The following is a 23,205-nucleotide window of genomic DNA, read 5'->3' on the forward strand; positions in this document are numbered from 1 at the left end:
AGAAGCGCGTTTTGACCGAGATCGATCACTCGCCCTCGAGCCGTTTATCGGGCTGCCGTGTGCTAGTCGTGGAAGATGAAATTCTGCTGGCATTTGAGCTGATCGACGAATTGCAAGAACTAGGTGCTATTCCGATCGGGCCAGTGCCCACTGTCGCGGAAGCGCTGGCGGCGATTGAGGCGACAGCCATCGACGCAGCTATGTTGAATGTTCATCTGCGGGGGCAGCTTTCCTTCGCGATTGCGAACACGCTGGTCGAACGAAACATTCCATTCATTTTTGTCACCGGAAACGGCAGCTTCGTTCAAGAGCATTTTCTAGATATACCAGCTTACCTGAAGCCGTATGATTTGCCTGAGATCGTTGATGCGCTCGAACTCCTTATCAAGAAATCTGAGAAGACGGATAGTGAGCAAGCGACCAAATCGAGCCAGTAGCGTCTGTTGCCGGATGGGGTACTCAAAATCGTAACGCGAGGGGTCAAGAAGGACGGGGAGCAGGAGGTCGCATGACGAGCCTCCGCTTCTACCGTATCGCCCTGGCCGCGTCCCTCGGCGCGAACGTGCTGCTGATCTTGGGCATTTGGGCATACCTCCACTTCGAAGGGGTGCTGTCGATCATCGAGGAAGCCGTTGGCTTTTGGGGCTGATTGCCGTTGCAGACCGTCCGGCCACTAGTCCTGTGTTTACGGCCGGTTTGATCAGTATGGCGCCTCACCAAACCTTGGGTTCAAAGCCCACACGCAAGCCGGAGCAGACGGCAGCCTAATGCAGGCGAGATGCAGCTCCTGCTCGTCACGCACATCTTCCAGGGTCGCTACGACGCCAGCCCCCATAGGCATGCAGGCGCCGGTCTTCTGTCGGTCCATGTAGAATTCCATGAAGCCGGCCTTGTCGTCAGCGAGCTGACGAAGCCCCATCCGGACCGTGTCACTGATGTCGCGACACGCAAAGCCGTCCCGCGTGATCTGGATCGAGACGCCATCCGCAGCTATGGCGGCGATCGAGGACACAAAAAACGGCGCTGCCATGCACAGGACAAGCAGCTTTGAAGTGATCTTCGCCATACTGACACGCCTACGGCTTCCGATCTCGCTGCGTCAATCCCGGTCGTGACTTTGGCCGCCACCTCGTCTTGGGCGCTTCTCCGGATCGCGGCGGATAGAGCTGGTAGCCGATTACGTCCGCGTCTTGGAAGTGCGGCCGCCATTCACCCTCTTCCACCTCGAACATGCGATACGTGCGCGTTCGAGGCTCCAGCAAAGGCCCGAAGCGCTTCTCGGCCTCGTCGAGCGTGATCGTGATCATGGGCGGCCTCCAGCGCCAAGAGTGTGCTGGAGCAGCGTTGAAGGCGAGTTAAGCCTGACCATGGAACTTGAAATGCGCCAGTCAAATTATAACTGAAAATATGACTGTGCTCCCTGCCGGTCCAAAGCCTAGGCTTTCTGCTATGGTGAGGCGACTTACACGCGAAGCGGTGCAGCCATGATGGGATCGCGAGGATACAAGGGCGGAGACGAATGTGACGCCTTCTCGCGACGCTCGCGGCGCATCCTGCATTGGCAACCGGGCGAGGTCGCTCGGCTCAAGCGCCAATTTTGGAAGCGGTCAAGAAAAGCTGGTGTGAGCGCAGTCAAAAAGGATGAAGCCGTGTACTGAGGCGGCTTTTCGATACGGTGGGGAATGCCAAGCAGAAAGCTCACGAAGCACGAAGCGGAACAGGCCGACGCCATCCTAGAGAGGGTGAAGGCAGACATCACCCGCGAGGCGGGCGATGATCCGGTCCTCCTTTTCGCGCTGAGGCGCCGGACGTTCATCCGGCTGATGTACTGGGAGCGGAGCACGCCAGCCGAGCGACGTAAGCTGCAAAAGCTGAAATACGCCGAACAGGATAGCAAATGTGCCATCTGCGGCGAAGAGATGGAGATGGTCGGCTCCGAGCTAGACCGCTTCGATCCCGTGCTCGGCTACAATCCCCTCAACGTTCAGCTCGTACATCACGAATGCCACGTCGCGGATCAGGCCGACAAAGGCTATACCTGAGCTGGAGTGTGTTTGCTACCTAGAGTATTTTCCGATCAGTAGACATCATAGCCGGCATGCCTGAAGTAGTTGGCGCATTCGTCGGGTTTGAATGCGTCGATGCTGTTGCTGATGACGGTCCAGAGCTGCTCGACGGTTCGGGCGGCTTTCGGAGCAGCGCCGCTGAGACACTCGATCTGTTTGCCACCGTCAAGCCGCAAAACACAGCGTGAACATCTGGCTTGAAGCGTGGGGAAATGGTGTGTAGCGGACCTCCGCTACCATTCATTCGATTAAGATCGCGTGCGACTTTCTTTAGCCGTAACGTCCAATCGGGGAAGTTTTACACATTCAAGCTTTCGGTTTGACAATTTTCGAGCGCGCTTTGTTCTCGGAGAGCTCGAAAACCTTGGCCAAGCCTTGCATATTTTCGGTGAGATCGGCGTCGCGTCAGTAGTGCAGCGCCATGCCCTCAGTCTTCTGCCCCAAGGCGTCCGCGAGAGTGAGTCGACCGGCGTCGTCGAGCAAGCCAATGGCGACCGAACGTCCACATTCGACTTGGCGTTGCCACGCGAAGCGCCTTGCGATTGAGCCGTGCCGCGTGCTTCGGTCGCCCCTGCGGATTGATGGGCGTCGACGGCCAGGATGATGCGGGTGAAGGTCAGAGCGATAGGCTCAGTCATCGCCGGCCCTCGCCACGTCGGTTGCGCACTCGTCAAATAAGGCGGCCGTGCGCAGCATCACTGTAGCTTCGGGCGAGGCGATCGTCACCGCCCTACCCACTGATCAGGTCCAAGGTGATTGATCGAGCGACCGTGTCCGCGGTGCAGACGCCGCGCCGCACGTCTTCGAGAAACAACGGCGTGAGATGCAGTTCGCCGTTGACCACCATCGCCTTGAACAGCAAGCCGCGAGAGCTCCATTCGGATGTGCCTTGCCTACTGGCGGGTGCGCTTATGCTCGGGTGAGGTCGGATCGTATTCCTCAGGCGGGCATGCCCTGACGAAGGCTAAGCGAGCTCGGCGGTCGCGCTATCGAACAGACGTCTCGCGTCCGTGTATCCGATCTCGGCCGCGACTGTGTCACATTCGGCTTGCCACGCATCAAAAGCGGCGATGACCGGCAAAGACGGTGCGCGCCTCTATGCTCTCAGAAAAGCGCTTTTCAGGAAGGGAGCGCATCCCTTCGTGCATGGGCGGCGGCCGTCGAGGAGGCAAAGCTGTAGCGTTCATCGAAACGGTGCTCCGTTGACGTTGATGGTGGAATCGGGGTGTGAAGGACGCCCGGATCAAGCCGGGGAGGAAGCTTTGCTTACGAGCCGGTGCTCGACACGAGGTGCGTGGTGACGCCGGACGATATTTCGAGGCGACGAGACGCAAAGCGGTTCAATGAAGGCGTCAAAATTCTTGCGACGTTCATGAACAATTTGGCGGTCGGCGCGATCATTGCTGGCTTGTTGTCGCCGCTGGTCGCGGGACGGATCGTTTCTGTGCTAGAAGACGTTGCACTGGTGTTCACGGCCCTTGCACTCCATATTGGTGCTCAGGTGGCCTTGCGGCTCTTTCTCAAGAGCGAGGATTGACGATGAACTGGTCTCTTCTGGCTTTGCCTGCCATGGCCCTTTTGACGGGTGCGGCGGCTTTCGGCTACATGTGGCTACAGTCCAGCGACTACGATCACAAGCATCCTCGGATGCATCCGCCGGCTGGCGAATAATCAGCCAGGTCGCTCTGGCACGTTCGGGTCGGCGCCGGCCTCAAACCAGGAGCACTCGTCTAATTCGAGCAGGTCGGCGACCATCTCGGCCACCATGGTCATGTGGGCCAGAGCGCCAAGCTTAAACCGATCGCACCGGGATCGTCCGAGATGACGACCGCGACCTGCATGCCGCGCACCTCGCGGATGTCGGGCAGCCACTTCCACTCATTTTATAGACGGGAAGATCGGTCACGCGGCGATCCACTGCACCATGGCCGCCCTTAGCGGCTCGATGACGCTGGTCAGCCAGCGAAGCTGGACCACCGGTGCGCCGCTGTGGCCGGCCTTGTCCTGATCGACCATGCGGCTGTGAGGCCGGCCGAGGTCGGTGGCCTGATAGTCCAGGTCACCTTTGGCCGTCCGGGTGCAGGTTTGAAAGCCATACTCAGTCAGAGCCATATTGACCTGCCGCACTTTCACACCGCGCAGGCGGATTCCAAGCTCCGTCGCCAGACTTTCCTGATGCGGCGCTTCGAGAGGGGGTGATCCATCGCGGCGAGCAGATCGATGCCACACGACCGGCAGCAGGCCATGCCTGGATCATCAGCGGGCTATTTTATCCCCCGAAGCAGACCATCGGCGATCTGTTCGGATAGGCTCACGATCACTCCATAAGCCGGGGCTTTCTGCTATGGTAAGGTCACTAACACGCGAAGCGGTGCAGCCATGATGGGATCGCGAGGTTACAAGGGCGGAGACGAATGTGACGCCTTCTCGCGGCGCATCTTGCATTGGCAGCCGGGCGAGGTCGCGCGGCTCAAGCGCCAGTTTTGGAAGCGGTCAAGAAAAGCTGGTGTGAGCGCAGTAAAAAAATATAACGTCGCTTACTGAAGCGGCTTTCTGATATGGTGAGAGATGCCAAGCAGAAAGCTCACGAAGCACGAAGCCGAAAAGGCCGACGCCATCCTGGAGAGGGTGAAGGCGGACATAACCCGCGAGGCGGGCGATGATCCGGTCCTCCTGTTCGCGCTGAGGCGCCGGACGTTCATCCGGTTGATGTACTGGGAGCGGAGCACGCCAGCCGAGCGGCGTAAGCTGCAGAAGCTGAAATACGCGGAACAGCACGGCAAATGTGCCATCTGCGGCGATGAGATGGAGATGGTCGGCTCCGAGCTAGACCGCTTCGATCCCGTGCTCGGCTATAATCCCCTCAACGTTCAGCTCGTACATCACGAATGCCACGTCGCGGATCAGGCCGACAAAGGCTACGCCTGAGCTTAAGTCTATATGTAATCTAATACCGCCTCATTGGTAGAATCGGCACACGCGTTCGCCGTAGCACAGTTGAGTACAGGGCCCGCTAAGTCGGATGGGGTGACTTTGTCGTTCTTCGATCGTTAGGCATCGATCTCGAGCAAGCGCACAAAGTTCTTGGGCAGTGGGGCTAAGGTGTGATCGCTTGAAGGCGGATGCCTCGTGTAGGATAAATCCGAACTTGCGCCCACCCCACCTAAAAGTGGCTGGCGCGGACCAAGCTCGCAAGAAGGTTACGTGCGACCCTCTCGATCGAGAGTGCGCCCCGCGATTGGGACTTTTCGCGCAAACGGTACGTGACAGTCACGATCGCCGTTGATCCTTCGCCAGCCACAGCGTACTGGCCCACCCGGCTCTTTCCCCGATGCGAGAACGCGACAGGAAGACTGACAGACGGACAAAATTCAGAAACTGGCATTTTCCACCCCTCCTCTGCGGCGTCCGCGAGAAAAGTCGTAGAATTCGTATTCGTTGCAAGCTGTTCCGAATTTTATTTAGATTTTTTTGATATTGAAATGGCGATTCTTCATCTGGGAATAGCCGCCGACTCGGATACCCCGATGTCGACGCGATATAAAATCATACCTCGACCGTCGGTTATCTCCAGCCACCAATCCGAGCAAGCTGGATCCTCATCGGCTTTTTCAGCCAAAAGCGCTCCTGCGAGGCGAATGCCATTAGCCCGAGCAGTTTTGAGGTCGTCGAGTTGGATGCCTTCTTGGTCGATGCGTGTCACGCCGTCATAAACGTTAAAGTGAAACCGTGGCATGCATCCTCCTCACAATACTGAGGAAAACGGCATCGAGTGTGCGACGGTTCCGTAGATCATGACCAACCACCAAGCGACAAAATCGCCCGACAAGTTTATCGCGTGCGGCGTCGAAACGGACCGCGAGGCTATCAGCGTCTCGGCCTGCAAATTTCTAGTGCCTTTGGTTGGATTTAGCTGCCCTTGACCCGGCTCGCGTCGCATCGCTGGCTCCTGTATGCTCAGCGGCAGGGATGAGGTTATTCATTTGGCAAAGGAAACGATTTTGGACGCGCACCGAATGAGAGGAGGCCAAGCCGATTGCTTCATATTGTGTGCGGGCGTGATTCTGCGAATTCGCGTTGGTGTCGATGGCGAAAATCGGGATCGTGCTATGGATCGATCACTCTTGCCAACCAAAGACGCCACGCAGCTCGGGCTCGGGAGGTCGGCCGCCTGCCATAAGGTCGTGACCGCTGGCCTTCGCTGCAAGTTGCCGAAAGATTACCATGTCTGACCAGTCCACCAAAGCAGCATTTGGCATAACCGGACTTGATGCTGTACTCGGCGGTGGTCTTGCGCGGGGTCGCCTCTATTTGTTCGAAGGTAGTCCAGGCACTGGGAAGACGACAACAGCTCTTCAGTTTCTTCGCGAAGGCGTAAAGCTTGGCGAAAAATGTCTGTATTTCACGATGTCGGAAACAGCAGATGAGCTGCGCGAAAGTGCCCGATCGCATGATTGGACGCTGGACGGCATCGAAATTTTTGAAGTGGTTCCGCCAGAAAGCCTGTTGGATGAAAATCAGCAGCAGAGCCTCCTCTATTCATCCGATCTTGAGCTTGGCGAGACCACGCGGCAGATCTTCGGTTCCATCGAACGAGTCAATCCCAGCCGGGTCGTGCTCGATAGCCTGTCGGAAATTCGCCTCCTTGCCGGCTCGACTTTACGGTATCGCCGACAAGTGCTGTCTCTGAAACACTACCTGTCTCGAAGTGCTGCAACGGTGTTAATGCTCGACGATTTTGCTGGTGATGCTCAAGACAATACGGTCCACAGCATCGCGCATGGCGTCGTAAAGCTTGAGGAACTTGCGCCCGAGTACGGCGCACAGCGACGCCGGTTGCGGGTTATTAAATACCGAGGGCAGTTATTTCGCGGCGGCTTTCATGACTTCAGCATCCGTACCGGCGGCATCGAGGTGTTTCCGCGTCTTGTGTCGCTGGAACACAAGACGGGCTTCAAGCGCGATCGATTGGAGAGTGGCATCGCTGAGCTTGACGCTCTTCTCGGGGGTGGTGTCGAGAAAGGGTCGAGCACCCTTCTTCTTGGGCCGGCAGGGACCGGTAAGTCACTTCTTGCCATTCAATATGTGCTGGCAGCGATCGCGCGTGGCGAACGCGCCGCAATGTTCATCTTTGACGAGGAACTAACGCAGCTCTTCGAGCGAATGCACGCCATGGGTCTTGATCTTGAAGGCAAGCGCGATCGCGGCCAACTCTTCATCGAGCAGATCGATGCCGCGGAGCTGTCGCCTGGCGAGTTCGCGCACAAAGTCCGTTCGGTCGTCGATGACAACAATCTCAAGACGGTCGTTATCGACAGCGTAAACGGGTACCAAGCCGCCATGCCGGATGAAAATGCGCTGATTTTGCGCATCCATGAGCTGTTGCAGTATTTGAATCGCCAAGGCGCTTCCACCTTCCTGACTGTGGCGCAGCATGGCCTCGTTGGCGACATGCAATCGCCGGTTGATCTCACTTACTTGGCCGACACGGTCGTCCTGCTGCGCTATTTCGAGGCGCTCGGCCGGGTGCGACGCGCCATCTCAGTTATCAAGAAGCGTGCCGGGACTCACGAGGACACAATCCGAGAATATCGGATCGGGCCAAATGGCCTTTCGATTGGCGAACCGCTCCAAAATTTCGTTGGCGTGCTGCGGGGAACGCCAAATTACGTAGGCTCGCCGGGAGATCTGAAGCTGCTTGATCAGGATCTGTTGTGACAGCACCGGGCAATCCTAACTCCGAGAGAATTTTGGTCCTGTCGCCACAGGGCCGAGACGCAGTCATCGCTCGTCAGCTGCTGACTGATGCCGGTTTTCCTGCGCTCACCTTGTCCGATCTCGCGGCCTTGCGTGTAGCCCTTGCAGACATGGCCGGCGCCGTGCTCGTGACTGAAGAAGCGATACGAACAGCGGACCTCGCACCGGTCAATCAATGGCTCGCCGACCAACCGTCTTGGTCTGACATGCCGTTCATCATTCTCACGAGCCATGGAGGCGGTCCTGAGCGCAATCCGACAGCGGCTCGCCTTTCTAAAGCGCTGGGAAACGTTACGTTTCTTGAACGACCGTTCCACCCCACCACGCTCATCAGTCACGTACATACCGCCTTGCGTGGTCGACGCCGGCAGTACGAAGCGCGGGATCGCCTTGAGGCACTGCGTGTGAGCGAAGAGCGCTTGCAGCACGTCAATGCGACGCTGGAACAACGGGTCGCTTGTGAAATCAACGAGCGAACGGTGGCAGAGGAGGCCATGCGGCAGAGCCAGAAGATGGAGGCGGTTGGCCAGCTCACGGGCGGGGTCGCACACGATTTCAACAATCTTCTGACGATCATCCGTTCGTCGGTCGACCTTCTCAGACGACCCGACCTGAACGAAGAACGGCGCCGGCGCTATATGGATGCGGTGTCTGACACCGTCGATCGCGCGGCCAAGCTCACCGGCCAGTTGCTTGCCTTCGCACGTCGTCAAGCTCTTACGCCAGAGGTGTTCGACGTCAGCGCGCGCCTTCACTCACTGACCGATATGCTCGACACCGTGACTGGGGCACGCATCCGCATCGTGAGAAAATTCTCTGACCATCCGTGCTTCGTCGAAGCTGACGTTAGTCAATTCGAGACGGCAGTGGTGAACATGGCTGTCAACGCACGTGACGCTATGAACGGCGAAGGGATCTTAACCCTGCATCTTGAAGGCGGACGGCAGATGCCAGAGATTCGAGGGCACGCTAGTGCTCCCGGACCTTTCATCGAGCTCGCCATATCAGATACAGGTGCGGGAATAGAGCCGGAGCTCCTGGTCAGAATCTTCGAGCCATTTTTTACCACGAAAGAGGTCGGCAAAGGAACAGGGCTCGGGCTTAGCCAGGTTTTCGGCTTCACAAAACAGTCGGGTGGCGACGTGTCCGTCGATAGTCAGGTGGGGAAAGGCACGACGATACGGCTGTACCTGCCGCAGGTGGCAGGATCGTCATCGATCCCGGTCCGTGATGCTTGGGTGGAAGAGACTAACGGCGCTAGACACCGTGTTTTGATCGTCGAGGACAACATCGAGGTCGGACAGTTCGCATTGCAGATCCTTCAAGATTTTGGGTATGTCACGACCTTGGCCAGCAATGGTGAAGAGGCGCTTGCTCGGCTGAATGACGTCGCGGCCTATGATATTGTCTTTTCTGATGTCGTCATGCCGGGCATGGGAGGGATTGAGCTAGCCAAAACGATACGGCACCGCTGGCCGCGCCTGCCCGTTGTGCTCACCTCGGGCTACAGTCATGTTCTGTCGCAAGAGGGCAGTCACGGTTTCGAACTGCTTCACAAACCTTACTCTGCCGATCAATTATCACGCGTTCTGCTCCGCGTGCTTCGCGGTTCCCTCGCGACCGCGAGCCCAGGCGGCCAACTAGCGGTGTGACGCGTTGCCTTCAAAAGAACGCCTACCGATTTCGCAGCGATGGTTATCGCGTCGAGCTGGGGTATTTGTGTTGGCGCTCGAAGCAGGTCGGGGTGCATCTGCGCATCGGACTTCAATTGCGAGAGCGAATGGGGCGTGGATTCGTCGAATTTTAGCGATCGGGTGCGGTCTCTGGTTCCAGAACACCTCCTTGCTGTCGATCGGCCGCATGATGCGCGACATCCTGAGCCTGGAGGAAGCGGGACATCGATTGTTGCTGGAACGCTCGGCACTGCCGCAGGAATGCTCTTGCTCGACGCGAGCCGCTCGGCGAGGCGCGTCGTCCATCGGTCAGGCACCACGCCGGATTAGCCGCGCTCCCACGTGTCTTGGACTACATGCATTCGCATCTCGCCGACAATATCGGCCTTGCTGAACTTGCCACGCTCGCCGGTTGCAGCCTCCAGCACTTCAAGCGTGGCTTCAAGGCATCGACCGGTCAGCCGCCTCACAGCTTCCTGATGGATCTCCGCATGCAGCGAGCGCAGGCGCTGCTTGCCGAGAATGACCTGCCGCTCACCCAAATTGCGCTGGAATGCGGCTTCTCAAGTCAGTCGCATTTCACCGTCGCGTTCCAACGCCTGACCGGGTGTTCGCCTGCTCGCTGGCGGCGAACGACGGTCGGTTAAGCGGCCGTCGGACAGGCAACCCACACGCTCGTTCTGCCGCGCGTTGCAAAGCCTGATCGTCACCGCGTCGCAGCAGCCGACGCTGTGTTTCAGGACGGGTCGCGTACCTTGCCGGCGGATTGAAGGACCGGGGGCCTGCGGTGGCGCGTTGCCTGTTCATACGCATAGGCGAAAGCGAGAAGATCGACCTCGCTCCATTGCGGCCCGACCACGATCAGGTTGAACGGCGCTCCTGACTGATAAAAGCCAGCCGGAACGGTGACGCCGGGCAATCCCGCGATGTTGATTTCGCTGACGGTGGTTTCGTGGATGATATCGCCCGCATTGATGCCAGCGAGCGCGCTCCGCATTTGTGGAAACACCAAAGCATCGAGCTCGTTCTCGTCAAAGACGCGCGTGAAAATGTCGAGATGCGCTTCGCGCAACGCAATAAAATCAGCCATGTCGGGCGGACGGGTCGGGTCGGCCAGACAAGCGTCAAAGCCCGGCAACTGCGTCATGTAGGTGAGGACGCCGGAGGGTCCAAAGGCATCTTCCGCGGCGGTTGCGGCCGCAAAATCCGCGAAGGTCGGAAGAGCGGCGCCCGGCCCAAGACGCGCAAGGTAGCGGCCAAGGTCGTAAGGCACCGATTCGAGGCCACGCGCGTCGAATTCCTGCCCCGGTACGGTGGGTGTTCGCAGCGCCGCGAAACCGGAGCCGTGGAACGGATCATCGATGAGGATCGCACCCGCGGCCCGCAGTTCCTCCTGCACCCGCGCGTAAAGCGACGCGGCTTCATCCGACAAAGGCATGTCGCGCCAGCCCGGACCGTAAGTGCCGATCCGTTTATGCTTCAACGCATCGACGTGGAGCCGCGAGGTATAGCCGCCTTTGGGCCGCCGGCCGACACCCGCAATGGTCTTCGGATCGTCCATCGTGAAGCCAGCCAGCACGTCGAGCGTCAGGGCGGCATCCCACACGCAGCGAGCAATCGGGCCAACGACGTCGCGCAGGCTCGACAAGGGCATCACACCAGCATTGGGGACCAGCGCGAAGGTCGGCTTGATCCCGACCAACCCTTGAGCAGATGCCGGATTCTGGATCGACCCACCGGTCTCTTCGGCAAGGCCGAGCACCGCCATACTGGCCGCGACCGCCGTCGCCGTGCCGGCGCTGCTGCCGCCAGGGAGCAACGCGACATCGGCGGCATTATAGGTGGGGCCCGCCCAACTGTCGTTGGCATGGCTCCCCGTGGCGCTCAGGACCGGAATGTTCGTTTTACCCAGGATCACGGCTCCGGCGGCGCGCATGCGCGCCACGACGGGCGCGTCGGTCTCCGGCATCAGATCGATCCCTCCGGCCTTGCTGGAGAGCAGCCGCCAGCCTCCCGTGGTTGGGAAGCCCTTCATGTCCATCGCGTCCTTGACGACCACGGGGACGCCATCGAGCGGGCCGAGCGCTGCGCCCGCCTTCCGTCGATCGTCCGACGCACGCGCATCGGTCAGTGCGTCGGGATTCATGAAGATGATGGCGTTATAGGGGGGGTTGTAAAGCGCGATCCGGTCGAGGAACGCCTGCGTCAGGCTTTCGGACGTAAAGGACCCATGCGCGAAGCCCGTCTGAACCTGCTCGACCGTCATCTCGACAAGATCGATTGCGCCTGTTTCGTCCGTCATCGTGACCGCGCTCATGACTGATGTGCCTTGACGATGGCCTTCGAGATCGAGGCCGCGAGCGTGTATTTGGGATCGACCATATTGCCGAGCCGGACCTTGCCGCACATCGTCAACAGCAGATAGGCGTCGATTTCATCAAAGCCGAATTCGGTCGCCATCCAGCGGATCAATTCACGATAGGCGATGCGTGAGGCATCTTCCATCGGTCGAGCCGAGCCGATCGTCATATAGAACTCGGATGTCTCGAGGCGCGGCCAAGCGAGGCTCCAACCCTTGATGAGATCGACCTGAACCGTGGTCGTGGTCGGATGTTCGAGCGCGACGCCGCATAATTCGCCATCCCCCTGGATGGCGTGGCAATCACCGAGATAGAGCAGGCCGCCCGGCGCGTGGACCGGCAGATAAATCACCGCATCCGGCCCGACATCCGGTAAATCCATATTGCCTCCATAATAGTCGGGGACGAGGGACGAGATCGCCTCGATCTCGGGCGATGTCCCGATCGTGCCGATGAAGGGCTGGTAGGGCAGCGTGATCTTGTCGCTCCATTTCACGCCCCCCTCGACCGTCACCTCGATTTTCTTGACATACTCGGGCAGCGGTTTGTTCAGCAGCGCCGTGACGCCGGTCCCGACCAGCCCGCCAAATTCAGGAATCAGGCAGGTGGTGCCGACCGGCTGCGGGCCACGCGGCACGATCGACTTGATATAAACTGCGAGGCAGTCGCCCTTTTCGGCGCCGTTGACGAAAATCGGTCCGTTCTGCGGGTTGAGGAACGGAAAGTTCAGCTTTTCGCTGGGCTTGTCGGTCTCGAGCTTGATCGCGCCCTCGAAAGCATCATGGGTCTCGCAGGCGATCACCGCGCCCGGATCGACGGTCAGCACCGGCTTGGGGAACGGCCCATAGACGTAATGGTACTTGCCCTGTTCAGCCTCGGTGATCGTGAACTCACGACCCGGCTTGCCCTTGGCAACGGCGGTGCGCGCCATGATGGACTCGTCGAACCAGGACATCGTTGCGTCTCCTCTTTCGCTTTTGCTCAAACCGACAAATGCCGACGCACGACATCGCGGTCGTCCAGCATCGCGGGGGTGAGTTCGGTAATGATGCGCCCCTTGTCCATGACGTAGCAACGCTGCGCCATGGCTCGGATCATGTCGATATTCTGCTCGACTAGCACGACGGTCAGACCCGTCTTGCGGTTCAGGTCGACGACGATGCGGGCGATGTCCTGGACGATCGAGGGCTGAATGCCCTCCGACGGTTCATCGAGCAGCAGAAGCGCCGGGCCGCCGACGAGCACCCGAGCGATCGCGAGTTGCTGCTGCTGGCCGCCCGACAACGTCCCGGCCGCCTGCCGCCGCCGCTCCTTCAGAATCGGAAAATAGCCGTAGACCGCACCGAAGTCCGCGATCGCGACCCCGCTGATGCTCAGCCCAACGGTCAGGTTTTCCTCTACGCTGAGCCGCGGAAACACATCCCTGCCCTGCGGTACATAACCAAGACCGAGGCGGGCCCGCGCATGGGGCGTCGTGCCCACAAGGTCGTGGCCCTTAAAGCGCAGCGTGGCGGCGCTGGCAGGCAGCAAGCCGATGATGGCTTTCATGAGCGTCGATTTGCCGACGCCGTTGCGGCCGATCACGGCAGTGATCTCGCCCTCCCGGATGTCGAGATCGACGCCTTGAAGCACCGGCTTGCCGCCATAACCGCCGCGCAATCCTTGAATCGAAAGAAGGGCGGTGGGCTCAACCATGACGCACCCCATGACCCTGGCCGAGGTAGATTTCGGCGACGCGGTCATCCGCCATGATGTCGTCGATCGAGCCCTGCGCGAAGATATGGCCGAAGTGGAGAACCGTGACCCGGCTGGCGACCTGCCGCACGAAGTCCATGTCGTGCTCGACGACCAGCACCGTCATGCCCTCGGCCCTCAGGGTCCGGACCATCTCGCCTGTCGCGCGCGTTTCCTCCGGCGACATGCCGGCGGTCGGTTCATCGAGCAGCAGAAGCTTTGGCTTGAGGCTCGTGGCCATCCCGATCTCGAGCCACTGCTTCTGGCCATGGCTGAGATTGCCAGCCAGTTGCGCGGCCTCGGCCGCCAGATTGAGAAAGTCGAGTTGCTGGCGGATTTCACCGCGCAGGCTGTGGCCTTCGAGGTGATGCTGCAAAGCGATCTCCAGGTTTTGGCTGACGCTGAGCGCGCCAAAAATGCCAGGGACTTGGAACTTGACGCTGATGCCGCGCCGGATCCGATCATGCGGCTGCAGCGCCGTGATGTCGCGTCCATCGTAGAACACCTGCCCGCTGCTCGGCGCATATTCGCCGAGGATCAGGCGGAAGAGCGTGCTCTTCCCTGCCCCGTTCGGCCCGATCAGACAGTGGAGCTCGCCCGGCTCCAATGCGAGGTTCACGTCTGCCGTTACCTGCAGGCCGCCGAAATGCTTGTTGAGCTTTCGGGTTTCGAGCAGCGCCATCAGGCATTCTCCCCGGCGCGACGGCGCAGCAGCTTGCCGGGTAGCAGCGCCAAGGCCGCGACGAGGCCCTCGGGCGCGAGCAAGACGGTCAGCACGAGCAGCAAGCCCATGACCACCAAGGCATATTGGCTGCCATAGACCGTCAGGGCCTGAAATCCGCCGATCAGGATGATGGTGCCGAGGAGCGTCGTCGTGAGATCGCTGCGGCCACCGACCGCAACCCAGACGATCGGCAGAGCGGCCGCCGTGATCCCCATGCTGGACGGCGTGATGTACTGGCCCCAGCTCGTGTAAAGCACGCCGCTTAGACCCGCGAGCGCGCTGCCGATCACGAAAGCGCCGAGCTGATATTTACGGACGTCATAGCCGAGCATCGTGGCACGCAGCGGGTTCTCGCGGATCGCCACCAAGACGTTGCCGAAGGAGGAGTTCACCAGGATGCGGAGCGCCAGATAGGTGACGACTAGCAAGCCCAGCACCACGTAATAAAGCGGAATATCCGGCGTCAGTGCAATCGGATCGTCGCTACCGGGCCACGGGATCGTCAAGGGCGGCATGCCGCTCATGCCGTTGAACCCGTTGAGGCGGGCGGCGCCGATATGCCATTCCGGCCCTGCGGTCTGCGCCATGAAGCGTTCGAGCACCAGCGTGACCGCGAGCGTGACGATGCCGAGAAACACGCCGTTGATGCGCCCGAAGAACAAGAAATAGCCCAGCACCGCTGCCACCAGGGCCGAGATCGCCACGGCGCCAAGCAGGGCCCACAGGGTCAGTCCGAAGTCCGAACCAAAATCGACCGTGATGACCCCATAGGCATAGCCTGCAATGCCGAAGAAGGCCGTCTGCCCGAAGCTCAGCGCGCCGCCGTAACCCCAGATGAGGCAGAGCCCGAGGGCCATGAAGGCCCAATTGAAGAAATAGACCGTGTTGCCGACCGTGTAGGAATCGGTCAGCAGCGGATAGATGACGGCGGCCGCGAGAACCGCTAAGGCGCCGAGCCAGAACCAGGGGCCGCGGCCCATGGTCTGCGGACCTTCGAGGCGGGTCGCGATCCGCAGGATGAGGGGGCGTCGTGCGGTCACGGCATCAGGCCCTTTCACGAAGGATAAGCCCGGATATGCCGCGCGGCAGAATGCGGATCACGATGATGACGGCGACCAAAAGGCCGATCTGCCCCGCGAGCTGCCCCTCCCAACTTGTCATGGCGGCGCGGATGAAACCAAGCATCACCCCGGCCGGGGCCGTGCCCAGAAAGACGTCGCCGCCGCCGGTCACGACGGTGACGAAAGCCTCCGTGATGAACTGGCTCCCCATGGTCGGAACGAGCGTCATGGTCGGTGCGTAGAGCCCGCCGGTCGCACCCGCGAGCGCGGCGCCGATGCCGAACGTGAGGCTATAGATCAGCCGTGTGTTGACGCCGAGGGCCTCGGCCATATGCGGCACCTGGATGGTGGCGCGCGCCAGCACGCCGAAACGCGTGAAGGTGAAAAGCAGGTAGAGCGCCAGCAGGATGGCGGCCGCTGTTCCCATCAGAACGAAGCGGTAGACCGAATAGGAGAGATCGCCGATCTGCACGCTGCCGAGCGGCGTCGAAATATCGGACAGGCTCGGGCCGAGCAGGATGAGCGTGCCTTGCGAGGCGATGAGGCTGACGCCCCAGGTCGCCACGATAGTGTCGAGCGGGCGACGATAGAGATGCCGGATGACCAGCCGCTCGAGCACGATCCCGATCAACCCGGCCACCAGCGCTCCGCAGCCGATGGCAAGCGGCAACGGCACGCCGAGCTTGGCGACCGACACGGTCGTGTAAGCACCGGCCATGATGAACTCGCCATGGGCGAGGTTGATGACGCCCATCATGCCGAAGATGATCGCAAGGCCGCTCGCGGCCAGGATCAGAAAGGCGGCCGCGTCACCGAACTGGTACAAAAACCCAACCACTGCATCGACCATCGCAAAATCCCGCGCGAATGAAGACCTCGGGCAGGCCGCAGCCCGTCCGATCGATCGTCCTGTCAGCAGGTCGCGGCCCGCAGAGCGGGTCGCAACCTTACTCGAGCGTCTCAGCCCTTCGGCGGCGGGTTGCTCGGCGTATATTGCGCGTTGGGGTTCTTCTTGGTGAGGTCGCAACCCGCTTCGCCGAGCCAATAGGGCTTGATGTCATTCCAGACCTTCGGGAAGCTGATCGAGTGGTCGTCGTTGACCTTGGCGAGATAGATGGTGTGGCTCATGTGCTGGCTCTTGGGATCGAGGCAGACGTGGCCCTCCGGCGCGTCGACGCAAACATCACCTTGGGCGATGATCTTGCGGAGATCGTCGCGCTTGGTCGAGCCTTTCGCGCGCTCGACCATTTCCTTGTACATATAGACCGCGAGATAGGAGTTCTCGGCTTCCTGATTGATGTAGGGCTCGTTCGGGAACATCTTGTGCCACTTGGCCACAAATTCCTTGCTCTTCGGGTCGTCGACCTCCTCGATCCAATTGGTCGTCACATACATGTTGGCGAGGCTCGGCGGCTTGAAGCGCTTGTGCTCGTAGGCTTGGCCGACGTTGACGGAACTCCCCATCGGGATGTGCAGATTGGCGGCCGCAGCCTGCTCGTAATAGGAGGACTGCGCCGTGCCGACCAACAGCGTGATGAGGATGTCGGGCTTCGCCTTCTGGATGTTCTGGATCGTCGAGGCAAATTGCGAAACGCCGAGCGGGATGAACTCCTCGCCGACCATCTTGCCGCCCTGGGCCTTGACGATGTTGCGGACCCATTCGGCCGAGATCTGACCGAAGTTGTAGTCGGCCGCGATCGTGTAGACGTTCTTGCCGAACTTCTCCATCATCCAAGGGATAAGCGTGGAGAATTGTTGTTCGGGCACCGCACCCGTCACGATCATATGAGCGTCGCAGACCCCGCCTTCATATTGATTGTTGTAAAAAGCGAAGCCGCCGAGTTGGTCGACGATCGGCCGATAAGCCTCCCGCGACGCGCTCGAGAAGCCGGCGAAGACCACGTCGACCTTGTCCTTCTGCAGGACGCGCCGCATGAATTCCTGGAAGCGGGTGTTATCGGACTGCGTGTCGTAGATCACGAGTTCGATCTGTCGACCATCGATGCCGCCCGCTTTGTTGATTTCATCCGTGGCGAGCTGGATGCCATGAACCTTGCCTATCGTGGCCAGCGCGAAATCGCCCGACTGGTCCTCAAGCACGCCGAGCTTGATCGGATCCGCAGCTTTCGCGGTCAGCGGCATCAGGAGCGCCGTCAAGGCCGCCCCCATCATCAGAAAACGACGCATCTCCGTACTCCTCTGGCTCGGTCGGTGGGTGAAAGGCGGCCTTGGCCTGAGGCCAGGCGGCCGGGAAACTGCTGTCCCTCTCGAAAAGGGCTTCGCAGAATTCTTCGAGGCCGGTGCGCCGCCGCATAGACTCGCGACGGAGTTCGGCGAAGGCTTCGTCGTCGGTCAGGCCGCGCGCCTGCACCAGCGCCACGACCGCCTTGATGATGAAGCGGCGTCCCCGGCGTTTGCGGGCTTGATCCGCGAGCTGGAGTTCCGCTGCTCGGAGCCGCCGATAGGTGTTCACGCCGAGAAACAGGACCGAATAGACCGATGTGGCCTGCACCGGTTTACGGAGGATCGCGGTCGCGCCGGCCTCGGCCAGCAAGCGCAGGCGGCTCGGCGCTTCCACGCCGACGAGGCCAATCACCGGGGCGGCCGGAAGTGACGAGCCGGCCTCGATCAGCGCCGTGGGCGTGATCGGCTGGTCGGCATCGAAGAACACGATGTCGCCATCAGGGTCGAGGCTCAACGGCACGACCTCTTCGAAGCGGACCAGCGACACGCCAAGGCGGTGCAAGCTGCGCTCGAGGATTTCCGCGTTGAAATCGCTCCCGGCCCACAAAATGCCTCGGCTGTTGCGAAAATTCTGGATGAGGCGCTGTGGGGTCATGATGCCACCCGCAAGACCGGCCGGACCGAGACCGCGCCGTAGCGCGAGGAGCTTCTGATCAGATAGGGATCAGCCCGCACAGGCGCGCTCGCCTCGCGGAGGATGTCGAACCGGCCTTTGGCGTTGGAGCGTGCGATCCGGGGTGTCAGGCACGGATGCATCGTATCGGCATCGATGCTCACGTCACCCTGGGGTGCCGCAATGGATTGTCGACCGATGACGCGCTTGATCGAAGCCGCGTCGGTTGCGCCCGCATCCGCCAGAGCGAGAGCCAAGAGTCGCACCGCGATATAAGTCGCTTCGGCATCGGCCGAGACCGCAGGCCCATCCGGGAAGCGATCCGCATAAGCCGCAACGAAGCGCCTGTTGGCCTCCGTCGGGAGGGTCGAAAAATACACACTCGAGGTGATGTGCCCGTCGATAGCCTCGGCCCCGATGGCTTCGAGTTCCGGCTCCGACAGGGTGCAACTCACCACTGGGATGTCGTTTGGCTGATCGATGCCCCGCGCAACGCAGGCGGCCCGCAGATCGCGGAGAAATTGGTAGGACGACACGCCGATCAGCGTGTTGAACACGAAGGAGGGACGGGCCACCAGGATCGCCTCGATGACCTGCCCGAAGTCCGTGCATCCGACTGGAAAATAGCGCTCCGCCAGAAGCGTACCGCCGCGCGGACCGATCGCCTCGCGCAGAATGCGATTGTTTTCCCAGGCCCAGATGTAGTTCGACCCGACCCCGAAGGCGCGCGGCCCAAGATGGGTCAGCGAGTAGTCGACCAAGGGAAGCAGATGCTGATTGGCCACTGCTCCCGTGTAAATCACGTTGGCGGAGGTCTCGAAGCCTTCGTAATGCGAAGGATACCAGAGAAGCGTATCGGCCTTTTCGAAGAGCGGAATGATCTCCTTCCGGCTCGACGATGTGTAGCAGCCCACGACATGCTGGATGCCGGCCGCGAGCATGTCGGTGGTCAGCGCGGCGTAACGTGAAAGCTCACCGCCGGGATTACCGATCGTCGGCTCGAAGCGAACATCCCCGGCTGCAAAATTCACCTCGTCGATCGCCAGCAGCGCACCACACAGCATGCTTCGCGACACGACACTGTAGGGGCCGTCGGACGAAATCAGAATGCCGAGTGGAACGCGGATGATGGACACGGCCAGCGTAGCCTCCACCGATCGGGTCAGACCGATCGGCCTCATGCGGCGCCATTGCCTTGAAACCGGGCTTTCGACCGATCACGCTCAAGGGGCAGCACTGCCCGCGTGAAGTCGGTTTGTCACTCAGCCAGTGAAGCAAAGTCTGTGCCATGGCTTGGCTCGGTGACCGATCAGCGCGTCGCAAATGGTTCGACGGTGAGGTGGGTCGTCCTGCCGGGAGGCCGACAGACGGTTGACCGTCGACGCTCTCGTCCATGTTCGAGGGTCGCCTGCTCACTTTTTAACCCCAGGGACCGCATCGACGCTTAAACCATCGACAGCAAACGCCACCCAAAGACACGTCGCAACGTTGCGCGAAACAAAGGCAGGAGCTCTCCCCGCGCCACCGCAGGAACATGATGGGTCACGCGAGTCAGTCGCAGCGCAGGATGCCGGTCGTCCTCAGCCGTGACGAGCCGGCCACCCGCGATGATAATTCAGCGACGCTGCGAAACGACGAGGCCGAGCAGGAAGCCGATCGCACCGGCCAGGACGATCCCGGTCACGGGGTGCTGATTGATCGTGGTTTCGACCGTCTCGGCGCCCTGCTGGACGTAGACGCTTCCACGCTCATAGGCCTCCTCGGCATAACTGGACACAGTATCGGCCGCATCCTTCAATCCATCTTTGGCTTGCCCATAGAGATTTTGGCTCTTGCCCCCGACTTCTCGAGCCAAGCCTTCGGCCCGGAGCTGCCCACTGCCGGTTGCCATCCCGACGGTTTGCTGGACTTTGCCGCCGATCTCCTGGGCAGTCCCGTCGATCCGATCAGAATTCATAGAGTGCGTCCTTTAACGAGGTTTGCCGTGCCGATACCGCGACGCGGCCAGTTGGACCAGGATATTGTGAGAGAAGGCATCGGCTTCCGTCACGAGCCGCGTCTTTGCCGGTTGCTTCCCTCATCAGTCGCGTTTGGCTGCTCGACAGCGCCGTTGTCCTGTCTTTTGTTCCTCATCCATCGCCTTCACGGGCCTGTTCGACGCGACACCTCCGGATAGAGGATGAGCTCTATTGATCGGTCGAGTGACGGGTCCCGTCACGAAGGGCGGAAGCAACGCCTTCCCTAACGCTCCGACTGGGAGGTCAGCCAGCTTGTCCGAAACCGCAGGATCCCCATCAAATTATTCTGAAACAACACGGCTTTTTCATAAAAATATTGTCGGCCTGTCGATTGATCTCAGGCTTGCTGTCACGACGCCCCTGGTTACGGCGCGAACCGAGGACGCTGCCGGAGTGACGCTCCGGCTTATACAAAAACGTTTTAACGGATCAGCAATCACTCGGCTTTAGTGGTCTGCCGCACTCGGAGAACCTTATGCGCGCTGCTCCCATGCCGATCGATGAGGACGCTCGGCTCGCTCGATTGGCGGAATATCAACTCGGCGACCAGTCCGACGACCCGACTTTCGATCATCTGGTCCAGCTGACGTCGCGGCTTTTCGGTGTCCCGGTCGCGTTTGTGTCGTTCATGGAACGGGAGCGACAGGTCTTCTATTGCAAGATCGGCTTCGATCTGGCCGAAACCGACCGCAGATACTCGTTCTGCGCCCATACGATCTCGCGGGACGCCCTCTTCTTCGTGCTGGATGCTGCGCTCGATCCGCGCTTTCACGATAATCCGCAGGTGACGGACTGGCCCTTCGTTCGCTTCTACGCGGGTGTTCCGTTGCGGTCCCCGTCGGGCCACGCCTTCGGAACGCTCTGCATTCTCGATCACAGGCCCAGGAACCAATTTTCTGAGCGCGATGCACAAAACCTGACGGATCTCGGTAAGATCGCAACCGATCTTTTCGAAAAGCGGCGGCTCAACCTTGCCCGTGAAGCCAGCCAGTCTCGTTTTCAGGGCATCGCCGCAAGCTCTCCCGATGGGATCATCTGCTGCGACCAAGAAGGACATATCACGGTTTGGAATGAAGCGGCGACGCAGCTCTTCGGCTATGCCTCGAGCGAAGCGATCGGGCAAAGCGTCGACATCATCGTGTCACGGCGAGCCGCGGGCGCTCATAATATGGGCATGATGCGGGTCGTCGATGGGGGCGCGCCGCGGCTGATCGGCAAGACGATCGAGCTTCCGGCCCGACACAAGGACGGAACCGAATTTCCGATCGAACTCTCGTTGTCGATGTGGTGCGAGGATGGGCGCACGGCCTTTGGATCGATCGTTCGTGACATCCGGGAGCGTCGCGCCAACGAAGAGCAACTCTTCAGCCTCGCGCATCACGACCCCCTGACGGCCTTGCCGAACCGGATGGTCCTCTCAAACCGAATTTCGGAAGCCACGCAAGGCGGCCAGGCCGCCTCCATTTTGGTGATCGATCTCGACGGCTTTAAAGAGGTGAATGACGCGCTCGGTCATTCGGCGGGCGACCAGTTGTTACAGATGACGGCGAAACGCCTACTCGATTGCGTTCGCCCGACCGATACGGTGGCGCGTATCGGAGGCGACGAATTTGCCGTCGTGCTGGTCGCCACGCCCGATCTGACGATGGCCTCCAGAATTGCGGCATTGATCCTCACGACGATCGCGGTTCCGTTCGCGATCGACGATGAAGTCATCAATCTTGGCGCCAGTATCGGCATCGCGTTGGGCAGCACCGACAATGAAGCCGCGGAAGACTTGCTATCACGCGCCGACCTCGCACTCTACCGAGCTAAGGGCGATGGGCGGAATTGCTTTCGTCAATTCACCCCGGATCTGAAACAGACGGCACTCAATAAGCGCGAAAGCCGGGAGGATCTTCACCGCGCCACCGAGAATGGCGAATTCGTGATTTTTTATCAGCCTCAGGTGCACTTGTCCGACGGCACTCTGATCGGCGCTGAGGCCTTGCTTCGGTGGCAGCATCCAAAACACGGGCTGCTCTCACCCGCCACCTTCATCAGCAACCTCGAAAACAGCCGTTATGCTGCCGAGGTCGGCGCATGGGTGATGTCGCAGGCCTGCCTGCAAGCCGCCGAATGGCGCAGATACGCGCCGGATTTTCGTATCGGCGTGAACCTGTTCGGCGTCCAAAGCCGCAGCAGCGCCCTCGCCAAACGAGTGCTCGACGCCTTGTCGGCAGCCCATCTCCCCACGTCAGCGTTGGAGTTGGAGATCACGGAAAATATCATCCTGGTCCACGACAAAGCGCAGATCGCCATGTTCAGCGCGCTACGCAAAGCCGGGGTCGGCATCGCTTTTGACGATTACGGAACCGGTTATGCCTCGCTGAGTCAGCTAAAGGCTTTCCCGCTCACGCGGTTGAAAATCGACCAGTCGTTTGTTCGCGGCATGTGCGATAGCCGGGAGGATGCGGCGATCATCCGCGCCGTGATCGACCTGAGCACCAGCTTCGGCCTTGCGATCATCGCAGAAGGCGTCGAAACCGAAGAACAACGACGCAGGTTGCTCGACAAGGGCTGCTCAGAGGCCCAGGGTTACTTGTTCTCACGACCCATTCCGGCTGCCGACTTCACGGCGCTGTATGGCCTATCCGACGACATGACCTTGCCAGACAAGAAGAGCGCCTAACAAGCGATCGCAACGCGATCGATCATTCGAGATCGGGCAGTTCGGCTCCCTCGGCCTGCCACGTCTCCTTGTCGTCCATGATCTTGTAGGAAAATCCGCAGCCCGGGCCGATGTTGGGCTCATGGCTCAACTCTTCGATTTCGCGCTCGGCTGCATCGTCGTCCCCAGTGATGTAGTAGAGAGCGGTGTGATGCTCGGGCATCATGGTTGGGCCGTACATGATCGCGATGATCGGCATAACTTTTTCCTCGTTCTCGACGCTGCTGGCGCGACGCTCGCGGTCG

Annotated in this window: 26 protein-coding genes and 1 pseudogene; 10 read left to right on the top strand and 17 right to left on the bottom strand. The window is 60.3% G+C overall.

Annotated elements, in window-relative coordinates; genetic code table 11:
* Positions 1–11: 11 nt before the first annotated feature.
* Both LGH83_RS04670 and LGH83_RS04675 read left to right on the top strand, forming a co-directional pair.
* Positions 12–437, top strand: coding sequence for a response regulator (locus LGH83_RS04670; RefSeq protein WP_227400820.1), 426 nt, complete (start codon positions 12–14; stop codon positions 435–437).
* 71 nt (positions 438–508) lie between these two features.
* A complete protein-coding gene (locus LGH83_RS04675) occupies positions 509–649 on the top strand; it encodes a hypothetical protein (protein WP_227400821.1) in 141 nt (46 codons plus the stop codon).
* Positions 650–700: 51 nt separating this feature from the next.
* Here LGH83_RS04675 and LGH83_RS04680 read toward each other — a convergent pair whose 3' ends face one another.
* Positions 701–1,066, bottom strand: a complete 366-nt coding sequence (locus LGH83_RS04680) for a hypothetical protein (protein ID WP_227400822.1) — start codon at positions 1,064–1,066, stop codon at positions 701–703.
* 10 nt (positions 1,067–1,076) lie between these two features.
* Entirely contained in the window at positions 1,077–1,307 is a 231-nt protein-coding gene (locus LGH83_RS04685; RefSeq protein WP_227400823.1) for a hypothetical protein, read from the bottom strand.
* Positions 1,308–1,682: 375 nt separating this feature from the next.
* Between LGH83_RS04685 and LGH83_RS04690 the strand changes: the two genes are divergently transcribed.
* Positions 1,683–2,042 carry an HNH endonuclease signature motif containing protein gene (locus tag LGH83_RS04690; protein ID WP_227400824.1) on the top strand — a complete coding sequence of 120 codons (360 nt, stop codon included), beginning with the start codon at positions 1,683–1,685 and terminating at the stop codon, positions 2,040–2,042.
* Positions 2,043–2,077: 35 nt separating this feature from the next.
* On the opposite strand, the pseudogene LGH83_RS04695 reads toward LGH83_RS04690, so the two are convergent.
* Together LGH83_RS04695 and LGH83_RS19930 are read right to left on the bottom strand one after the other, a co-directional pair.
* Positions 2,078–2,188: pseudogene (locus LGH83_RS04695) on the bottom strand (IS630 family transposase); the annotation flags it as partial.
* A gap of 608 nt (positions 2,189–2,796) precedes the next feature.
* Positions 2,797–2,928, bottom strand: coding sequence for a hypothetical protein (locus LGH83_RS19930; protein WP_264479138.1), 132 nt, complete (start codon positions 2,926–2,928; stop codon positions 2,797–2,799).
* 414 nt (positions 2,929–3,342) lie between these two features.
* Between LGH83_RS19930 and LGH83_RS04700 the strand changes: the two genes are divergently transcribed.
* Positions 3,343–3,603, top strand: a complete 261-nt coding sequence (locus LGH83_RS04700; protein ID WP_227400825.1) for a hypothetical protein — start codon at positions 3,343–3,345, stop codon at positions 3,601–3,603.
* 2 nt (positions 3,604–3,605) lie between these two features.
* Positions 3,606–3,737: a hypothetical protein gene (locus LGH83_RS19935; protein ID WP_264479139.1), complete on the top strand. Its 132-nt coding sequence runs from the start codon at positions 3,606–3,608 to the stop codon at positions 3,735–3,737.
* Positions 3,738–3,968: 231 nt separating this feature from the next.
* Here the strand turns inward: LGH83_RS19935 and LGH83_RS04705 are convergent, their stop codons facing one another.
* Complete coding sequence (locus tag LGH83_RS04705; RefSeq protein WP_227400826.1) at positions 3,969–4,193, bottom strand: hypothetical protein; 225 nt, start codon at positions 4,191–4,193, stop codon at positions 3,969–3,971.
* 441 nt (positions 4,194–4,634) lie between these two features.
* On the opposite strand from LGH83_RS04705, the gene LGH83_RS04710 reads away from it, so the two are divergent.
* Positions 4,635–4,994 (top strand): hypothetical protein, encoded by a 360-nt coding sequence (locus tag LGH83_RS04710; RefSeq protein ID WP_227400827.1) that lies wholly within the window; start codon positions 4,635–4,637, stop codon positions 4,992–4,994.
* Positions 4,995–5,559: 565 nt separating this feature from the next.
* On the opposite strand, the gene LGH83_RS04715 is transcribed toward LGH83_RS04710, so the two are convergent.
* The gene (locus tag LGH83_RS04715; RefSeq protein WP_227400828.1) at positions 5,560–5,802 is read right to left on the bottom strand and encodes a DUF6894 family protein; all 243 of its coding nucleotides are present in this window, start codon (positions 5,800–5,802) and stop codon (positions 5,560–5,562) included.
* A gap of 482 nt (positions 5,803–6,284) precedes the next feature.
* On the opposite strand from LGH83_RS04715, the gene LGH83_RS04720 reads away from it, so the two are divergent.
* The 3 genes from LGH83_RS04720 to LGH83_RS04730 all read left to right on the top strand — a co-directional run bounded on the left by LGH83_RS04720 (position 6,285) and on the right by LGH83_RS04730 (position 10,143).
* Positions 6,285–7,784, top strand: a complete 1,500-nt coding sequence (locus LGH83_RS04720) for an ATPase domain-containing protein (RefSeq protein ID WP_413771142.1) — start codon at positions 6,285–6,287, stop codon at positions 7,782–7,784.
* Complete coding sequence (locus LGH83_RS04725; RefSeq protein WP_413771102.1) at positions 7,781–9,475, top strand: response regulator; 1,695 nt, start codon at positions 7,781–7,783, stop codon at positions 9,473–9,475. The genes LGH83_RS04720 and LGH83_RS04725 overlap by 4 nt, the downstream gene beginning before the upstream one ends.
* Before the next feature lie 377 nt (positions 9,476–9,852).
* Entirely contained in the window at positions 9,853–10,143 is a 291-nt protein-coding gene (locus LGH83_RS04730) for a helix-turn-helix domain-containing protein (RefSeq protein ID WP_227400830.1), read from the top strand.
* Positions 10,144–10,232: 89 nt separating this feature from the next.
* On the opposite strand, the gene LGH83_RS04735 is transcribed toward LGH83_RS04730, so the two are convergent.
* From LGH83_RS04735 to LGH83_RS04780, 10 genes are all read right to left on the bottom strand, one after another.
* Positions 10,233–11,813: an amidase gene (locus LGH83_RS04735; RefSeq protein WP_227400831.1), complete on the bottom strand. Its 1,581-nt coding sequence runs from the start codon at positions 11,811–11,813 to the stop codon at positions 10,233–10,235.
* Positions 11,810–12,811: an acetamidase/formamidase family protein gene (locus LGH83_RS04740; RefSeq protein WP_227400832.1), complete on the bottom strand. Its 1,002-nt coding sequence runs from the start codon at positions 12,809–12,811 to the stop codon at positions 11,810–11,812. Before LGH83_RS04740 ends, LGH83_RS04735 begins: the two co-directional genes overlap by 4 nt.
* Positions 12,812–12,837: 26 nt before the next feature.
* Positions 12,838–13,551, bottom strand: coding sequence for an ABC transporter ATP-binding protein (locus LGH83_RS04745; RefSeq protein ID WP_227400833.1), 714 nt, complete (start codon positions 13,549–13,551; stop codon positions 12,838–12,840).
* The gene (locus LGH83_RS04750; RefSeq protein ID WP_227400834.1) at positions 13,544–14,272 is read right to left on the bottom strand and encodes an ABC transporter ATP-binding protein; all 729 of its coding nucleotides are present in this window, start codon (positions 14,270–14,272) and stop codon (positions 13,544–13,546) included. The genes LGH83_RS04745 and LGH83_RS04750 overlap by 8 nt, the downstream gene beginning before the upstream one ends.
* Positions 14,272–15,294, bottom strand: coding sequence for a branched-chain amino acid ABC transporter permease (locus LGH83_RS04755; protein ID WP_227401732.1), 1,023 nt, complete (start codon positions 15,292–15,294; stop codon positions 14,272–14,274). Before LGH83_RS04755 ends, LGH83_RS04750 begins: the two co-directional genes overlap by 1 nt.
* Before the next feature lie 64 nt (positions 15,295–15,358).
* Positions 15,359–16,225, bottom strand: a complete 867-nt coding sequence (locus tag LGH83_RS04760; protein WP_227400835.1) for an ABC transporter permease subunit — start codon at positions 16,223–16,225, stop codon at positions 15,359–15,361.
* Between the two features lie 110 nt (positions 16,226–16,335).
* Positions 16,336–17,562 carry an urea ABC transporter substrate-binding protein gene (locus LGH83_RS04765; protein WP_413771103.1) on the bottom strand — a complete coding sequence of 409 codons (1,227 nt, stop codon included), beginning with the start codon at positions 17,560–17,562 and terminating at the stop codon, positions 16,336–16,338.
* Positions 17,468–18,214 (bottom strand): ANTAR domain-containing response regulator, encoded by a 747-nt coding sequence (locus LGH83_RS04770; protein ID WP_227400836.1) that lies wholly within the window; start codon positions 18,212–18,214, stop codon positions 17,468–17,470. The genes LGH83_RS04765 and LGH83_RS04770 overlap by 95 nt, the downstream gene beginning before the upstream one ends.
* Positions 18,211–19,413: a transporter substrate-binding domain-containing protein gene (locus tag LGH83_RS04775; RefSeq protein WP_227400837.1), complete on the bottom strand. Its 1,203-nt coding sequence runs from the start codon at positions 19,411–19,413 to the stop codon at positions 18,211–18,213. Before LGH83_RS04775 ends, LGH83_RS04770 begins: the two co-directional genes overlap by 4 nt.
* 434 nt (positions 19,414–19,847) lie before the next feature.
* A complete protein-coding gene (locus LGH83_RS04780) occupies positions 19,848–20,189 on the bottom strand; it encodes a CsbD family protein (RefSeq protein ID WP_227400838.1) in 342 nt (113 codons plus the stop codon).
* A gap of 536 nt (positions 20,190–20,725) precedes the next feature.
* Between LGH83_RS04780 and LGH83_RS04785 the strand changes: the two genes are divergently transcribed.
* Positions 20,726–22,921 (top strand): putative bifunctional diguanylate cyclase/phosphodiesterase, encoded by a 2,196-nt coding sequence (locus LGH83_RS04785; RefSeq protein ID WP_227400839.1) that lies wholly within the window; start codon positions 20,726–20,728, stop codon positions 22,919–22,921.
* Between the two features lie 22 nt (positions 22,922–22,943).
* On the opposite strand, the gene LGH83_RS04790 is transcribed toward LGH83_RS04785, so the two are convergent.
* Positions 22,944–23,159 carry a hypothetical protein gene (locus tag LGH83_RS04790; protein WP_131117885.1) on the bottom strand — a complete coding sequence of 72 codons (216 nt, stop codon included), beginning with the start codon at positions 23,157–23,159 and terminating at the stop codon, positions 22,944–22,946.
* Between the last annotated feature and the right edge of the window lie 46 nt (positions 23,160–23,205).

This window comes from Lichenihabitans sp. PAMC28606 (genome assembly GCF_020616535.1).
GTDB lineage: Bacteria > Pseudomonadota > Alphaproteobacteria > Rhizobiales > Beijerinckiaceae > Lichenihabitans > Lichenihabitans psoromatis.

Coding starts and splice junctions, on each gene's coding strand:
- LGH83_RS04710 (WP_227400827.1), top strand. CDS start 4,635: ATGCCAAGCAGAAAGCTCACGAAGCACGAAGCCGAAAAGGCCGACGCC.
- LGH83_RS04745 (WP_227400833.1), bottom strand. CDS start 13,551: ATGGTTGAGCCCACCGCCCTTCTTTCGATTCAAGGATTGCGCGGCGGT.
- LGH83_RS04735 (WP_227400831.1), bottom strand. CDS start 11,813: ATGAGCGCGGTCACGATGACGGACGAAACAGGCGCAATCGATCTTGTC.
- LGH83_RS04780 (WP_227400838.1), bottom strand. CDS start 20,189: ATGAATTCTGATCGGATCGACGGGACTGCCCAGGAGATCGGCGGCAAA.
- LGH83_RS04675 (WP_227400821.1), top strand. CDS start 509: ATGACGAGCCTCCGCTTCTACCGTATCGCCCTGGCCGCGTCCCTCGGC.
- LGH83_RS04755 (WP_227401732.1), bottom strand. CDS start 15,294: ATGGGCCGCGGCCCCTGGTTCTGGCTCGGCGCCTTAGCGGTTCTCGCG.
- LGH83_RS04715 (WP_227400828.1), bottom strand. CDS start 5,802: ATGCCACGGTTTCACTTTAACGTTTATGACGGCGTGACACGCATCGAC.
- LGH83_RS04765 (WP_413771103.1), bottom strand. CDS start 17,562: ATGCGTCGTTTTCTGATGATGGGGGCGGCCTTGACGGCGCTCCTGATG.
- LGH83_RS04775 (WP_227400837.1), bottom strand. CDS start 19,413: ATGAGGCCGATCGGTCTGACCCGATCGGTGGAGGCTACGCTGGCCGTG.
- LGH83_RS04730 (WP_227400830.1), top strand. CDS start 9,853: ATGCATTCGCATCTCGCCGACAATATCGGCCTTGCTGAACTTGCCACG.
- LGH83_RS04685 (WP_227400823.1), bottom strand. CDS start 1,307: ATGATCACGATCACGCTCGACGAGGCCGAGAAGCGCTTCGGGCCTTTG.
- LGH83_RS04760 (WP_227400835.1), bottom strand. CDS start 16,225: ATGGTCGATGCAGTGGTTGGGTTTTTGTACCAGTTCGGTGACGCGGCC.
- LGH83_RS04770 (WP_227400836.1), bottom strand. CDS start 18,214: ATGACCCCACAGCGCCTCATCCAGAATTTTCGCAACAGCCGAGGCATT.
- LGH83_RS04740 (WP_227400832.1), bottom strand. CDS start 12,811: ATGTCCTGGTTCGACGAGTCCATCATGGCGCGCACCGCCGTTGCCAAG.
- LGH83_RS04790 (WP_131117885.1), bottom strand. CDS start 23,159: ATGCCGATCATCGCGATCATGTACGGCCCAACCATGATGCCCGAGCAT.
- LGH83_RS04680 (WP_227400822.1), bottom strand. CDS start 1,066: ATGGCGAAGATCACTTCAAAGCTGCTTGTCCTGTGCATGGCAGCGCCG.
- LGH83_RS04785 (WP_227400839.1), top strand. CDS start 20,726: ATGCGCGCTGCTCCCATGCCGATCGATGAGGACGCTCGGCTCGCTCGA.
- LGH83_RS19935 (WP_264479139.1), top strand. CDS start 3,606: ATGAACTGGTCTCTTCTGGCTTTGCCTGCCATGGCCCTTTTGACGGGT.
- LGH83_RS04690 (WP_227400824.1), top strand. CDS start 1,683: ATGCCAAGCAGAAAGCTCACGAAGCACGAAGCGGAACAGGCCGACGCC.
- LGH83_RS04750 (WP_227400834.1), bottom strand. CDS start 14,272: ATGGCGCTGCTCGAAACCCGAAAGCTCAACAAGCATTTCGGCGGCCTG.